Origin of the sequence: Yersinia mollaretii ATCC 43969, from assembly GCF_013282725.1 — a bacterium.
GTDB classification, from domain to species: Bacteria; Pseudomonadota; Gammaproteobacteria; order Enterobacterales; family Enterobacteriaceae; genus Yersinia; species Yersinia mollaretii.
Window position 1 is genome coordinate 3,477,717 of record NZ_CP054043.1, and the last position, 15,851, is coordinate 3,493,567.

Consider the following 15,851-nt stretch of genomic DNA (forward strand, 5'->3'; position numbering starts at 1 on the left):
AGGGGCGTTTTGTTCACTCAGCGATTCAGGTGGTAATAGACTTCGTTCCAGCGAATCTCATTTTTAAATGCTGGAAGAGTGGTGTCGTTATCAATCAGCAAGAACTCAATGCCATGCATTTCAGCATACAGGCGCAGTTCATCGACACCGATGGCTTGCGAGAACACAGTATGATGCGCGCCACCCGCGATGATCCAAGCTTCGGCAGCGGTGGCCAGTGAGGGCTGTGCTTGCCAGATGGCGCGGGCCACCGGGAGTTTTGGCAAGGGGTGCGGTTGCTCAACGGTATCAACCACATTGACTAATAGGCGGAAACGATTCCCCATATCAATCAAACTGGCATTCAGCGCGGGGCCAGCTGGCGTCGAGAAGATCAGTCGCGCAGGGTCTGCTTTACCGCCGATACCCAGATGTTGCACGTCCAACAGCGGTTTCTCTTCTTTGGCAATAGAAGGGCAAACTTCCAGCATATGGGAGCCGACCACCAGATCATTACCCGGCTGGAAATTATAGGTGTAATCCTCCATAAATGAGGTGCCGCCTTTCAGGCCACTCCCCATCACTTTCAAAATACGTAGCAATGCCGCCGTTTTCCAGTCGCCTTCGCCACCAAAGCCGTAACCTTGTTGCATCAGGCGCTGCACTGCCAACCCCGGTAACTGCTTCAACCCATACAGATTTTCAAAGTTGGTGGTAAAGGCTTTAAAGCCGCCTTGCTCCAGAAAACGCTTCATGCCTAACTCAATTCGCGCCGCATCCAGCAAATTCTCGCGCTTATTGCCATTCAACTTCACCGCATCCGTCAAACGATAGGTGGCTTCATACTCCTCCACCAAGGTATCAATGTCGCCTTTGCTAATGGCATCGACCACCGCGACCAGATCACCAATACCGTAGGCATTAACGGAGTAGCCAAACTGGATTTGGGCTGCAACTTTATCGCCCTCTGTCACTGCCACTTCGCGCATATTGTCGCCAAAACGGGCCACTTTCAGCTGTTGGCTCTCCTGTTTGGCTGCCGCCACCCGCATCCATTGACCGATGCGCTGGTGGGCTTCTTTATCCTGCCAGTGGCCAGTAATTACACTGTGTTGCTGGCGCATACGGGCGCCGATAAAACCAAACTCACGGCCACCGTGGGCGGTTTGGTTGAGGTTCATAAAGTCCATGTCCATGGTTTCCCACGGAATTTGCGCATTAAATTGAGTGTGGAATTGCAGCAATGGCTTATTCAGAATCGTCAGACCACCAATCCACATTTTGGCTGGGGAGAAGGTATGCAGCCAAGTCATTATGCCGATACAGGCAGTATCGTAGTTTGCCTCACGACACAGGGCGGTAATTTCATCTGGCGTAGTGACCAAGGGTTTCAGCACCAACTTGATGGGCAGACCCGCTTCGCTGTTTAGGCTGTTGACCACCTGATGGGCATTATCCATCACTTGTTGTAGGGTTTTAGGGCCATACAGATTTTGGCTGCCGATGACGAACCACACTTCGGATTGTTTGAATACGTCCATCTGATACTCCAATTAATATATAGGGCATAAATAATATGCAGTTATAAATCAGGCCAACTATTAAAATCAGTGCGTCGCCTCAGTCACGGGGGCATAGTGCGGCTCGGCTGACAAACACCACTGCTGATAGCGCTGATAAAGCTGCTGATAGCGCACCACTTGCTCAGCATTTGGCGTCAAAGTGCGCTCAATCTGACAGGCCATATGGCGCTGCGCGGTGGGGACATCATCAAAAACGCCCGCCGCGACGGCGGCAAAAATCGCCGCACCCAGCGCACAACACTGATCCGATGCCACTATCTGTAGAGGGCGATTCATTACATCGGCACAAACCTGCATGATAACCGGTGATTTGCGGGCGATACCCCCCAATGCCAGCACGTTCTCCACCGGAATATCCTGCTGTTCAAAACACTCCATAATGGCACGGGCACCAAACGCCGTCGCAGCGATAAAGCCACCAAATAGCGTGGGGGCATCGGTGCCCAAATTCAGATCGGTAATCACCCCTTTTAAGCGCTGATTGGCATTGGGGGTGCGACGGCCATTGAACCAATCCAGCACCACGGGCAGATGGTCAAGAGAGGGATTTTTCGCCCACTCCGCCGTTAATGAGGCGAGCAGGGTGGACTCAATCTGTTTTAGCTGCGGTTGCAGTTCAGGCTGCGCCAACGCGGCTTGGCGTAGTGGCCAACTCAGCAAGCGGCTGAACCAAGCATACATGTCACCAAAAGCGGATTGACCCGCTTCCATCCCAATCCAGCCGGGGACCACGCTGCCCTCGACTTGACCACAAATACCCGCAATGGCGCGATCGCCCACCAACTTCTCATCAGCAATCAAAATATCGCAGGTGGAGGTGCCAATGACTTTGACCAAGGTATAAGGTTGAGCACCCGCGCCTACGGCCCCCATATGGCAGTCGAATGCACCACCGGAGAGGATCACGGTAGCCGGTAGCCCCAGACGTTCCGCCCATGCTGCCGTAATCAAGCCCACTGGCCGCTCGGCAGTATAGGTATCGGTAAACATGGGATAATCGAGGTCGTTAACCAGGCTGGAATCCAGCGCCGCCAAAAATTCGCGTGGCGGTAAGCCGCCCCAAGAGGGGTGCCATAAACTTTTGTGACCAGCGCTGCAACGGCCCCGCTGAATATCTTGTGGTGCTGTAGTGCCTGATAACAGAGCGGGCACCCAGTCGCACAGCTCAATCCAAGAGACAGCTGCCTCACGCACGGCTGCATCGGCGCGGGTGACATGCAAGATTTTTGCCCAGAACCACTCGGAAGAGTACACACCGCCGATATAGCGCGAATAGTCTGCGAACTCGCCGCTACGGCATAAGCGGTTGATCTCTTCGGCTTCTTCAATTGCCGTATGGTCTTTCCACAGCACAAACATGGCATTGGGATTGTTGGCAAATTCAGGGCGCAACGCCAAGACCTGACCTTGTGCATCAATGGGTGCAGGTGTTGAGCCGGTCGAGTCTACCCCGATCCCCACAATCTGCTGGCGTTGCTCGGCGGAGAGGCGACTCACCACCTGACGGATGGCTTGCTCCATTGCTTCTATATAGTCGAGAGGGTGATGGCGAAACTGGTTTTGGGCTGGCTGACAATAGAGACCTTGCTGCCAACGTGGGTAGTAGACCACTTCGGTATCGATCTCGGTGCCATGCTGACAATCAACCGCCAATACCCGGACGGAATCGCTGCCAAAATCCAGCCCGAGGGCGATGGCCTTATTTGCCGAGATGGCACTGTCTGCCGATATAACGTCGCCTGTCATAGTGGTTGCTCCTCAGATTGCAGAACACAAGGATGGATTGGCAATAGCCCATTAATTGCTAACCAAGATAGGAGCGAGCGTCCGCAAGCGGTGAGGAGTAGATAGCTGGAAGTATGCACTTTTCTGCTTCCTACAGCGTTTTTGTGATGTCAGTCAAAAGTTAGGGAGAGGTTAAATTTGCTGAATATATGGATAAATAAACTGTAATCCCTGGATGTGATAGCGCTCTACATTCTGAAGGTTAATTCACGTTAAAACTGTCATCGTCTTATCGGGTGTGGTGAGGTTAGGTGGCTTTAAATAGAGCACGTAGCCGCACTGAAGCTGAAAAACAGTATTGATAACGTTTCCACTAAAAATCGTGAGATCTGAGTGGGTGACGAATAAATAGACAAAAAATATCTCTTCCTACAAAAACAGTCCGGAGAACACTATGCATAAATTAACTAAGGCGCTGGCCGTGGTTGGGTTAGCAGCCGTTATGTCACATTCAGCTATTGCCGAGAGCATGAAGTTAGGCTTTCTGGTGAAGCAGCCTGAAGAGCCGTGGTTCCAGACCGAATGGAAATTCGCTGACAAAGCGGGCAAGGACTTGGGTTTCGAAGTGATAAAAATTGCGGTGCCCGATGGTGAGAAGACGCTGAATGCGATCGACAGTCTGGCGGCCAGTGGCGCGAAAGGTTTTGTTATCTGTACACCAGACCCGAAATTGGGGCCAGCCATTGAAGCCAAGGCCCGCAGCTATAACCTGAAAGTGATTGCTGTTGACGATCAATTTGTGAATGCCAAAGGCAAACCAATGGAGAGCGTGCCGTTAGTGATGATGGCTGCAACCAAAATTGGTGAGCGCCAAGGGCAGGAGCTGTGGAAAGAGATGAACAGTCGTGGCTGGCAGCCGGGCGAAACAGCGGTGATGGCGATCACTTCCGATGAGCTGGACACTGCACGCCGCCGTACCAGTGGGTCAATGGATGCACTGAAAGCAGCGGGCTTCCCAGAAAAACAGATCTACAAAGTCCCGACTAAATCCAATGATATCCCCGGCGCATTTGATGCGGCCAACTCGATGTTAGTGCAGCATCCTGAAGTGAAAAACTGGCTGATTGTCGGTATGAATGACAATACGGTGCTGGGTGGCGTGCGCGCAACAGAAGGTCAGGGCTTTAAAGCGCCGAATGTCATCGGCATTGGTATCAACGGGGTGGATGCGGTGAGCGAACTCTCCAAAGGTCAGGCGACGGGCTTCTATGGCTCCCTGCTACCTAGCCCAGATATTCATGGCTATAAGAGCATCCAGATGCTGCATGACTGGGTGACCAAAGATGTTGAACCGGCCAAATTTACCGAAGTGACTGATGTGGTGCTGATCACTCGGGATAACTTCAAGGTCGAGTTAGAGAAAAAAGGCTTGATGTAATTCCGTAACGCGCTATGGCGAACTGGGGGCAGGCTGCGGCTTGCCCCAATTCACTCAGCAAATCTGTCATTAATAACCATGTCATTAGCTGGGCAGTGCAACCCCACTTTATAAGGAAGCCATCATGTCAGCACTCCATTCTGCGTTACAAGCCGAGTTGGAAGCCGATCAGTCACCTTATCTGGCTTTTTGTGGCATCGGAAAAAGTTTCCCCGGTGTTCAGGCGCTGGATGATATTAGTTTTACCTGTCAAGCGGGCCAGATCCATGCCTTGATGGGCGAGAATGGTGCGGGAAAATCGACCCTGCTGAAAATTCTCAGTGGCAACTACACGCCGACGCAGGGCGAAATCCATATCCGAGGCAAAGCGGTTAACTTTACCAATACCACCGAAGCGCTCGACGCCGGTGTTGCCATTATTTATCAGGAGCTGCATCTGGTTCCTGAAATGACCGTGGCAGAAAATATCTATCTGGGCCAATTGCCGACCAAAATGGGCATGGTGGATCGCAAGTTACTGCGTTATGAATCCGCTATACAGCTCGCCCATCTGGGGCTGGACATTGATCCTGATACCCCACTGAAATATCTCTCCATCGGCCAATGGCAGATGGTAGAAATCGCCAAAGCGCTGGCCCGCAATGCCAAAATTATCGCTTTCGATGAGCCAACCAGTTCACTCTCCGCCCGCGAGATCGAACAACTGTTTCGGGTGATCCGCGAATTGCGCGCCGAAGGGCGGGTCATTTTGTATGTCTCTCACCGCATGGAAGAGATTTTTGCACTCAGCGATGCCATTACCGTGTTCAAAGATGGCCGCTATGTGCGCACCTTTGATGATATGGCCCAAGTCAATAACGACTCGTTGGTGCAAGCCATGGTCGGGCGCAATCTGGGGGATATCTACGGTTATCAGCCACGTGAACTTGGGCCTGAACGCCTCACACTGCAAGCGGTAAAAGCCATTGGCGTAAAAACACCTATCTCCCTTACCGTGCATCAAGGGGAGATTGTGGGTCTGTTTGGCTTGGTCGGTGCGGGCCGAAGTGAATTACTGAAAGGGGTGTTTGGCGGCACAAAATTGACCAGCGGGCAGGTTTTGCTGGATGGCAAACCGCTCACCATTCGTTCGCCGATTGACGCCATCACCGCCGGTATCATGCTCTGCCCAGAGGATCGCAAAGCTGACGGTATCATTCCGGTTCATTCTGTGCAGGACAATATCAACATCAGCGCCCGGCGCAAAACCTTGACGGCGGGCTGCCTGATCAACAACCGCTGGGAGCGGGAAAATGCGGCCTTACGCATTGAGTCGCTGAATATCAAAACCCCCGGTGCTCAACAGCTAATTATGAATCTCTCCGGGGGCAACCAGCAGAAAGCCATACTTGGCCGCTGGTTATCCGAAGATATGAAAGTGATCCTGCTGGATGAACCGACCCGAGGGATTGACGTCGGCGCTAAGCATGAGATCTATAACGTCATTTATCAACTGGCGAAGCAGGGCATTGCCGTGCTGTTTGCCTCCAGTGATTTGCCGGAAGTTCTCGGGTTGGCAGACCGGATCGTGGTGATGCGTGAAGGGGCGATCTCCGGTGAGTTAGACCACGGTGATGCCACTGAAGAGCAGGCGTTAAGTCTGGCGATGCTACGTACCCCCCATATTGCTACTGATGTTTATGCATCACAGAGCTGATGCCGCGCCTGCGGTTGCCTGATTGTAAAGGAGTGAACCATGTCCAGCGTTACTTTGAATTCTGATAAGAAGAGTCCGGCATCATCAAATCAGTCGCAGCCCCCACAGGATGCGCCCGCCAAAGGGGGATTCGGCTTATCCCGCATCTGGGATAGCTACGGCATGCTGGTGGTGTTCGCGGTGGTCTTTATTGGCTGCGTGATATTTGTGCCTAATTTTGGTTCTTTCATCAATATGAAAGGGCTGGGATTGGCTATCTCGATGTCAGGGATGGTGGCTTGTGGCATGCTGTTTTGTCTGGCCTCCGGCGACTTTGACTTATCCGTCGCCTCGGTGATTGCCTGCGCAGGTGTCACCACCGCGGTGGTGATCAATATGACCGAAAGCCTGTGGTTGGGGGTCGGTGCGGGTCTGCTGCTGGGGGCATTATGTGGTTTGATTAACGGCTTTGTGATTGCCCGCCTGAAAATCAACGCCTTGATCACGACTCTGGCGACCATGCAGATTGTCCGTGGCCTGGCCTACATCATCTCTGACGGTAAAGCCGTCGGGATCGAAGATGAACGTTTCTTCGCCCTCGGTTACACCAACTGGCTCGGTTTGCCAGCGCCCATCTGGATAACCATTGCCTGTCTGGCCCTGTTTGGTTTCCTGCTGAATAAAACCACTTTTGGCCGCAATACACTGGCGATTGGTGGCAATGAAGATGCGGCTCGTCTGGCGGGTGTTCCGGTGGTTCGCACCAAAATCATTATCTTTGTGTTGTCGGGGTTAGTGTCGGCAGCAGCAGGGATTATTTTGGCGTCGCGCATGACCAGTGGTCAGCCTATGACCTCGATTGGCTATGAGCTGATTGTAATCTCTGCCTGTGTACTGGGTGGGGTTTCACTGAAAGGCGGGATCGGCAAAATCTCCTACGTTATCGCCGGTATCCTAATTCTGGGGACAGTCGAAAATGCCATGAACCTGTTGAACATTTCGCCGTTCTCACAATATGTGGTGCGCGGCTTGATCCTGCTGGCAGCGGTGATCTTCGACCGTTACAAACAGCTGGCTAAGCGGACGGTATAAACCGTCGGATGGCAGAAAAATCCATAAAAATGCCCTCTGGCTCACAATTCTGTCATCACTATCGGGCGGCGTAAAATCCGCCCGATAAACTGAATAAGTAGGGTGAGTTTGCACACCAAAATCAGATCAAGGCACCAAGGAGGCTAAATGTATCATCGAATGGTTCAGGAACCGCAACCCAATCCATTGCTGCCGGGCTACACTTTTAACGCCTATCTGGTGGCCGGATTAACCCCGATTCTGGCAGACGGACCACTCGATTTCTTTATCGACAGACCGGGTGGCATGAAGGGCTATATTCTCAATCTGACCATCAAGGGTCAGGGCAAGATTTTTGACGGCGAAAATACCTTTTACAGCAATCCCGGCGACTTACTGCTCTTTCCCCCAAAAGCCTCGCACTATTATGGCCGCTCACCGAACAGTGACTGCTGGTATCACCGCTGGGTCTACTTCCGGCCACGGGCTTATTGGGCTGACTGGTTGGAGTGGCACAGTAAAACCCATGAAGTGGGGCGCTTATCATTACCCAACAATAACTTGCTGCTGGAGTTTGATCGCCTGTTTGCCAATATCGAACAGACGCAAAAGTCGGGTCGGCGTTTTGGTGAAGAGTTAGGGATGAATTTACTGGAGCGGTTGCTGTTACGGGCGATGGAGGAGGATCCCCTGAGTCCGCAGCGCATTATGGACCCGCGTGTCATTGAGGCCTGTCAGTTTATTACCGGTAATCTGGCGGGTGAGTTGCGCATTGACGAAGTAGCACGGCATGTCTGTTTGTCACCGTCGCGACTGGCGCACCTGTTCCGCGAGCAAGTGGGGATCAATATTCTGCGCTGGCGTGAAGATCAACGGGTGATTCGGGCGAAGTTGTTACTGCAAACCACGCAAGAACCCATTGCCACAATTGGCCGGGTGGTAGGGTATGACGATCAGCTCTATTTCTCCCGTGTTTTCCGCAAACGCGTAGGGGTCAGCCCCAGTGATTTCAGGCGTCGCAGCATTGAAACCAACTACCCGCAACGGAGTCTGCGCCAACCCGAATGGCGAGAAAATGGCGAGGCTATTGTGCGGGTTTAAGCCCGCGGGTCACGTTAAGCAAAAAATTACCTCTTGTCGCGGGAATCATCATGGTGTCAAATCGATTGAACGAGTGATATCAAGTAACAAAATCTCCTGAGATAAGAGGGAAACAATGGCTGAAAAAATAAAAGTGGGTCTACTGGGCTACGGCTACGCCAGTAAAACTTTCCATGCGCCGCTGATTATGGGCACACCGGGGCTAGAACTGGCAGGGGTGTCCAGCAGTGATGCCAGTAAAGTGCATGCTGACTGGCCCACAATGACGGTTGTTTCAGACCCGCAAGCACTATTTGATGATCCTTCCATCGACCTCATCGTGATTCCCACCCCCAATGACACCCATTTCCCGCTGGCCCAAAAAGCACTGGCGGCAGGCAAACATGTGGTGGTCGATAAACCTTTCACTGTGACACTGTCACAAGCGAATGAACTGAAACGGCAGGCCGAGGAGGCCGATTTACTGCTCTCGGTGTTCCACAATCGGCGCTGGGACAGTGATTTCCTGACACTCAAAACTCTACTGGCCGAAGGTGCGCTGGGAAAAGTGGTCTACTTTGAGTCTCATTTTGACCGCTATCGCCCAGAAATTCGCCAGCGCTGGCGTGAGCAAGCTGGGGCTGGCAGTGGTATTTGGTACGACTTGGGACCACATTTGCTGGATCAGGCACTGCAACTGTTTGGTCTACCAGAGACGCTGAATGTGGATTTGGGGATGTTGCGGCCCGGCGCGGAGTCCGTGGACTATTTCCATGCAGTTCTCAGCTATCCGGGACAGCGCGTTGTACTGCACGGCACGGTTCTGGCGGCAGCAGAAACGGCACGTTACATTGTGCACGGGATGCAGGGCAGCTACATCAAGTTTGGTCTGGACCCACAAGAGGATCGGCTGAAAGCGGGTGAGCGTTTACCGCAGGCGGACTGGGGTTATGATATGCGCGATGGTGTGGTGACACTGTCACATGATGGTGTTCTGGCTGAGAAGCCGCTGCTGACATTACCGGGTAATTATCCTGCTTATTATGCTGGTATCCGTGATGCTATTTTGGGCACTGCACCGAATCCTGTTCCGGCCTCAGAAGCAATTAAAGTGATGGAGCTGATTGAGCTGGGTATGGCTTCCGACCAACAGAAAAAAGCGCTGCCAGTTTCGTCAGCAAACTGAGTTTCGTCTCACCCTGAGCGCAGTTATGGAAAACTTTGGCATGTCATGGCTACAAAAATTAAAGATAGATAAATTCTTATTAGTGCTGATTTTGGTAGTGATTATCGCGTCGATCTTCCCGTGTGAAGGGGAAGTCAAAGTGTGGTTTGAGCATCTGACGACGGCAGCCATTGCGCTGTTGTTTTTTATGCACGGTGCCAAGTTATCCCGCGCGGCGATCGTCTCCGGCATGGGGCATTGGAAGTTACATCTGGTGGTGTTCCTCAGTACCTTTGCCTTATTCCCGCTGCTGGGTTTGGGCATGAATGTACTGGTCCCCGGTGTATTAACCCCGACGCTCTATCTGGGCTTCCTCTATCTTTGTGCGCTGCCCGCCACAGTGCAATCCGCCATCGCCTATACCTCGGTGGCGGGGGGCAATGTGGCTGCTGCAATATGCAGCGCATCGGCGTCCAGCATTCTCGGTGTGTTCCTATCACCGATTCTGGTGGGCATGTTGATGCAGACTCAGGGCGGTGACACCGATACCTTGCATGCGATTGGTTCCATCGTCATGCAATTGATGGTGCCATTTATTGTCGGCCATCTATCACGTCCGCTGATTGCCAAGTGGGTTGAACGCCATAAGAAGTTGGTTAATATCACTGACCGGTCATCGATACTGTTGGTGGTCTATGTGGCGTTCAGCGAAGCGGTGGTGCAGGGGATTTGGCATCAAATTGATGGTTGGTCGCTGTTGGCCATATTGGTCTGTTCGATGGTTCTGCTGACGGTAGTATTGGTAGTCAATACTTTGGCGGCACGTTGGCTGGGTTTCAATACTGCCGATGAAATCACCATTGTGTTTTGCGGCTCGAAGAAAAGTCTGGCGAATGGGATTCCGATGGCCAATGTCCTGTTCCCTGCCTCTGTGGTGGGGGTTATGGTATTGCCACTGATGATATTCCATCAGGTCCAATTGATGGTTTGTGCGGTGTTAGCACAACGCTATGCCAAGCGGGTTGCCCGAGAGCATGCTGAAAAAGAGCAAATGGCAACGAATCAGGCTGAAAGTCAGTAGTTAAGCCATAATCAAAGTAAAATGAAACAAAACGCCCGTACTTCTATGAAATACGGGCGTTTTTTATGGGGTCGTCTTAGTCATTTACCCACGAATTTTATCGCGCAGCGCCTGTTTCTCGGTTTCACTGATAAAGGCCAAGGTCAGCCCATTCTCCTGCGCCTGACGAATCTCTTGTGGCGTCAACCCCGCAGCGGGTGCCGCGACATGGTACTCATTAGCAATCTCGATACCTTGAACCGCAGGATCATCGGTATTGATTGAGGCAAGGACACCATGACGCAAGAAGGCTGCCAAAGGGTGTGTTGCCAAATCCGCGACTGTGCTGGTCTGAATATTGGAGGTCAGGCAGGACTCGATACCGATTTTGTGCTCAGCCAAATAATCCATCAATTTGATATCTTCTACCGCTTTAACTCCGTGACCAATACGTTCTGCGCCTAACTCGCGGATCGCCTGCCAGATACTTTCAGGGCCAGCAGCTTCACCTGCATGAACAGTAATGCGCAAACCCGCGTCCCGTGCACGATTGAAGTGGCTACGGAAAAGACCACCGGGGAAACCCAGCTCATCACCGGCCAGATCCAGCGCGGTAATACTGTCGCGATGCGCCAGTAAACCCTCCAGCTCCTGCAAACACGCCTGTTCACCAAAAGTGCGGCTAAGAATGCCGATCAGGCGAATATCAATATCAAAATCACGACAACCAGACGTAATACCATCAACCACCGCTTCAACGACACCCGCGACTGGCAATTGATGCTTCATTGCCATATAAAACGGTGAGAAGCGAAGCTCCGCATAGTGTAAACCCGCATTGGCGGCGTCTTCGACATTCTCATAAGCCACACGGCGGCAGGCATCGAGAGAGCCTAAAACGGCGACGCCCCAATCCAGTTTTTGCAGAAAGCTCACCAGATCAGGTTCAGTTTTGGTGATTTGTACATGCGGGCGCAGGGCATTGATCTCATCAGCAGGCAGCGACAGATTAAACTGGCGGCCTAAATCGAGAATAGTTTGCGCACGGATATTGCCATCAAGATGGCGATGAATGTCGGTCAGAGGGAGGCGGGGATCAATCATATGTGCACTCACTTTTTATCAGAAGTAGATTCTTGTGGGTAAAGTGCAGAACATTATAAAAACAAACCAATGAAAATATCCACTAAGTTGCATGAAAAAGTGACTCGTGTCACATGTGCTGATGGGGTAAAAGAGAATCAGATTCAGATGTTGCACCACTCATTAGCTGAATGGTGCTTGGAAAAATGAGGGTTACTGTGGTGGGAGAATGACCTTCACTATTTTTAACGTGCCATTTTTTTCGGCAGCGACAAAAGCTGCTTTAGCGCGTTTCATTCCTTCTTTCTTACGCTGCAGTATCATAAAATCGAGGTGTTTTGATGGCATATCCTCTTCCTCCTTCACCAATATCTATTTTGATTTCAACGGGAATGTCGAAGTCCTGATTTTCACATAATCGATCATAAAACATTTTTAGTCTTGTATTAATTGCCACGGACAAATATGCCCTAGGCTTAAACTTATTATAATGATTGGTAATTATAATATTTAATGCATTTCCTAATCGCATTAAACTTTGATAGCCTAGTTTACTGTATTCTGCTGTGGGTAATTCGAAATAGAGATCATTACGAAAATTTTCTGCCCGATCAAATTTTACCTCGTATGTATTTGCAGGAATTATAAATCCTACATCGTCATTAGAAAAACTAGATGTCCCCCCATTTTCTAACATGACAACTTCGGAGAAAATAATAATAAAATCATGATCATCAATTGAAAAATTTAGTCGGTGAAAAATGAAATCGCCATAGTTTGCAGTTATAAAATTCATGTTTTCTATTCTAGGCACAAATCCTTGTTTCCTATAAATAAATGTAACTCCTCCAAGAGAGAAGTCACATTTTATATTTATTTGATGCACAAACAGTTATAACCGACGAAACTCTGCTATTTCCCCTGCAAAAATCGGATTCCACTAATGAGTTTATCCATGCCTACTTCAACCTTACTGCGGGAGCAACCGACATTCAGCCGCAGAAAGCCTCGACCCTCTTCGCCATAGGTGAAACCGGGCATAATGGCGACTTTCTCTCTCTCGATTAGCACCTCTTGCAACTGATGATCGTCAATGTTCAGTGGCCGTAAATCTATCCATGCCAAATAGGTGGCTTGCGGTGGCTGCCAGTTTAAGCTTGGAAATGCAGTATTCAACCGCTGCGCTACATAAGCCAAATTCGCTTGCAGGTAACTGCGCAGTTCGTCTAACCAAGGAGCGGCTTGTTGATAAGCAGCAATATGCGCCACGATAGCCAGCACGGCGGGGGAAGAGAGACCATCACGGCCTTTCAACATTTGGCTGTAGGTTTCGCGGGTTTCAGTATCACTGATAAAGCCGTATGCGCCGGTTAAGGCGGGGATATTGAATGTCTTAGAGCCGGATGTAAGCAAGGCCCAAGGTGTCTGGCCCACCTCGCTCCAAGGCGTATGCACCTGATCCTCCCACGTCATATCCATATGAATTTCATCGCTAATCACTTTTACCTGATGGCGGTCACACAGCTCGGACATGTGCGCCAGCTCTTCAGGTGTCCAGACTTTACCCGTTGGATTGTGTGGGCTGCACAGTAACAATATTTTGGTCTGTGGCCGTGCCAGCAGTGCCTCCAGATGCGCCATATCACATTGCCACCGATTATCCACTTTATGCAGCGGGCAACTGAGCAACTGGCGCTGATTACCGAGAATGACTTTATAAAAAGCGTCGTAAGCGGGGGTGTGGGTAACAACATAATCGCCGGGTGCTGACCAGCAGCGAATCAACTGAGCCACCATGTAGATAACCGATGGGCCATAAACCGCCATGGAGGTATCGATGTGGCAATGAAAACGTTGCTGATACCAATGACGAATGGCACCCAGAAAATCTTCATGTTGCCAGCGGCTATAACCTAAAACACCATGTTCAATACGCTGATTAAGTGCTTGTAGAATCACGGGCGCAGTCGGGAAATCCATATCTGAAATAGTGAATGGCAGCAGATCCGCAGCGCCAAAACGGTCAGCAATATAGTCCCATTGGGTGCACCAAGTGCCGTGACGATCGACGGGGGTGGAGAAGTCAAACATGAGTATCTCGCTTATAAAATATACCCTTCGTACTTGACGCCGCTGGGGGTTAGCTGCAACGTCAATCACGTCGGGTATATCAGTATTTAAATAACTGCACTTAATGTGTGACAGCACTAGGGTGTGGCAAATTCACCATTGCTTATCAGTGAGTCTAATTCATCTTTCACCGATTGCACCTGTGGGCCAATAACAACTTGCAGGTTGTGATCATTCAATTGAATCACCCCGATCGCGCGATTGGCTTTCAATGCCTCTTTATCCACTAAATTCATGTCCTTGACTGACATCCGCAGGCGGGTAATGCAGTTATCCAGCGAGACAATATTATCCGCACCACCCAGTGCCGTTAAGATAGCCGGGGAGTTGTAGCCGGATTTGCCAGTCACTGTGCTTCCGGCCGCTTTCTCTGCATTGCTGCTGGCGGCGGTTTCATTCTCGCGGCCCGGTGTTTTGATATTGAAGTGCTGAATAGCAAAACGGAAGATCATATAGTAGGCAACAAACCAGATCCCCGCGACGACGGGCACCCAATACCACTTGGTGGCCGTACCATGCAGAATACCAAACACCACGAAATCAATGATATTGCCGTCAGTATTACCAATCGTCACTCCCAACAGCGCCATAACAGTAAAGCCCAGACCGGTCAGGATGGCATGGATTAAGTACAGGAATGGGGCGACGAACAGGAACAGGAACTCAATCGGTTCGGTTGTGCCGCCAACGACACAGGCAACCACACCAGAGATCAGCAACCCTTTAATCTTATGGCGATTTTCAGGTTTGGCACAGTGGTACATAGCCAGCGCCGCGCCCGGTAGTCCGCCGAGGAAAGCAGGCATTTTTCCCTGAGACAGGAAGCGAGTGGCACTTTCAGAGAAACCGGTGGTGGTCGGGCAAGATAATTGCGCTTGGAAGATGGTCAGCGCGCCGCTCACACTGTGACCACACACATCCATGGTGCCGCCTGCTTCAGTGAAACGAATCAGTGCGACCAATATATGGTGCAGACCGAATGGCAGCAGTAAGCGCTCGCCACTGCCGAATATCATTGGTCCAAACATACCCGCACCGTTAATCAATCGGCCTAACCCATTAATACCAGCGGCAAACCAAGGCCAGATCAGCGGGATCAACAGACCGACCAATCCGAGTACTACGGTGGTCACGATAGGAACAAAACGGGTGCCACCAAAGAAAGCCAAGGCATCCGGTAAGCGAATGGTATTGAAGCGCTCATGCAGTAAGTAAACAATGACCCCGACAATGACCGCGCCCAAAATACCTGTATCGATGGACTGAATACCTAATATATTCTGAATGTTATGGGTTTTCAGCACCAGTGAGTCGGTGGTGGGTAACACGCCGCTGGTGGTGAGGTAAAAGTTGGTTGCGAGGTTCAGCACAGCAAAACCGACGAAGCCGGAAAACGCCGCGACGCCTTTATTCTCGCGCGCCATTCCCAGCGGGATCGCGATGGCGAACATCACGGGTAGGAAGCTAAAGGCAAATGAACCTATCTTACTCATCCAGGTAAATAATAGCTGGAAGGCGGGGTGCCCAATAAAGGGCAATAGAGTGATGACATCTTTACTGCTAAGTGAACTGCCGATACCCAGCATGATCCCACAGAAGGAGAGCAATGCGACGGGCAGCATGAAGGTTTTCCCTAAACTTTGGAAAAACTCCCACAGCGTGATTTTTTGTTTTTTTACCGCTGACATAGTGGCTCCTGTTCTTAAAACACCGGATAGTGGCGATTTTTTCGTCTCCCTGTCTGGAGGTAAAATAAGATAAAACGTTTAACCCAGATAATATGAGCTGTAACTCACAATTATTGATCCTGTTTTTGTATTAGAGTAATTCATGGGATTAAACGTTTAACTTGGCTTATTTTG

12 protein-coding genes are annotated in these 15,851 nt (G+C 50.8%); 6 read left to right on the forward strand and 6 right to left on the reverse strand.

From position 1 onward, the window contains the following. Positions 1-17 precede the first annotated feature (17 nt). Entirely contained in the window at positions 18-1,520 is a 1,503-nt protein-coding gene (gene araA, locus HRD69_RS15510; RefSeq protein WP_032813716.1) for an L-arabinose isomerase, read from the reverse strand. Between the two features lie 66 nt (positions 1,521-1,586). Next, positions 1,587-3,308: a ribulokinase gene (locus tag HRD69_RS15515; protein ID WP_004874397.1), complete on the reverse strand. Its 1,722-nt coding sequence runs from the start codon at positions 3,306-3,308 to the stop codon at positions 1,587-1,589. 433 nt (positions 3,309-3,741) lie between these two features. Between HRD69_RS15515 and HRD69_RS15520 the strand changes: the two genes are divergently transcribed. From HRD69_RS15520 to HRD69_RS15545, 6 genes are all read left to right on the forward strand, one after another. Then, positions 3,742-4,725: an arabinose ABC transporter substrate-binding protein gene (locus HRD69_RS15520; RefSeq protein ID WP_004874396.1), complete on the forward strand. Its 984-nt coding sequence runs from the start codon at positions 3,742-3,744 to the stop codon at positions 4,723-4,725. Between the two features lie 124 nt (positions 4,726-4,849). Beyond that, positions 4,850-6,421 carry an L-arabinose ABC transporter ATP-binding protein AraG gene (araG, locus tag HRD69_RS15525; RefSeq protein ID WP_004874395.1) on the forward strand — a complete coding sequence of 524 codons (1,572 nt, stop codon included), beginning with the start codon at positions 4,850-4,852 and terminating at the stop codon, positions 6,419-6,421. A 39-nt stretch (positions 6,422-6,460) separates the two neighbouring features. Continuing rightward, positions 6,461-7,492 (forward strand): L-arabinose ABC transporter permease AraH, encoded by a 1,032-nt coding sequence (gene araH, locus HRD69_RS15530; protein WP_032813714.1) that lies wholly within the window; start codon positions 6,461-6,463, stop codon positions 7,490-7,492. Between the two features lie 147 nt (positions 7,493-7,639). After that, the gene (gene araC / locus HRD69_RS15535; RefSeq protein ID WP_032813713.1) at positions 7,640-8,572 is read left to right on the forward strand and encodes an arabinose operon transcriptional regulator AraC; all 933 of its coding nucleotides are present in this window, start codon (positions 7,640-7,642) and stop codon (positions 8,570-8,572) included. A gap of 115 nt (positions 8,573-8,687) precedes the next feature. Continuing rightward, positions 8,688-9,737 carry an oxidoreductase gene (locus tag HRD69_RS15540; protein ID WP_004874392.1) on the forward strand — a complete coding sequence of 350 codons (1,050 nt, stop codon included), beginning with the start codon at positions 8,688-8,690 and terminating at the stop codon, positions 9,735-9,737. 40 nt (positions 9,738-9,777) lie between these two features. Then, positions 9,778-10,797, forward strand: coding sequence for a bile acid:sodium symporter family protein (locus HRD69_RS15545; protein ID WP_032813746.1), 1,020 nt, complete (start codon positions 9,778-9,780; stop codon positions 10,795-10,797). Between the two features lie 84 nt (positions 10,798-10,881). Here the strand turns inward: HRD69_RS15545 and add are convergent, their stop codons facing one another. The 4 genes from add to malX all read right to left on the reverse strand — a co-directional run bounded on the left by add (position 10,882) and on the right by malX (position 15,677). After that, positions 10,882-11,880 (reverse strand): adenosine deaminase, encoded by a 999-nt coding sequence (gene add, locus HRD69_RS15550; protein ID WP_004874390.1) that lies wholly within the window; start codon positions 11,878-11,880, stop codon positions 10,882-10,884. A gap of 286 nt (positions 11,881-12,166) precedes the next feature. After that, positions 12,167-12,745, reverse strand: coding sequence for a hypothetical protein (locus HRD69_RS15555; protein ID WP_244262985.1), 579 nt, complete (start codon positions 12,743-12,745; stop codon positions 12,167-12,169). Between the two features lie 26 nt (positions 12,746-12,771). Next, positions 12,772-13,950: a MalY/PatB family protein gene (locus tag HRD69_RS15560; protein WP_004874387.1), complete on the reverse strand. Its 1,179-nt coding sequence runs from the start codon at positions 13,948-13,950 to the stop codon at positions 12,772-12,774. Between the two features lie 116 nt (positions 13,951-14,066). Then, the gene (gene malX / locus HRD69_RS15565; RefSeq protein ID WP_004874386.1) at positions 14,067-15,677 is read right to left on the reverse strand and encodes a maltose/glucose-specific PTS transporter subunit IIBC; all 1,611 of its coding nucleotides are present in this window, start codon (positions 15,675-15,677) and stop codon (positions 14,067-14,069) included. Positions 15,678-15,851 lie beyond the last annotated feature (174 nt).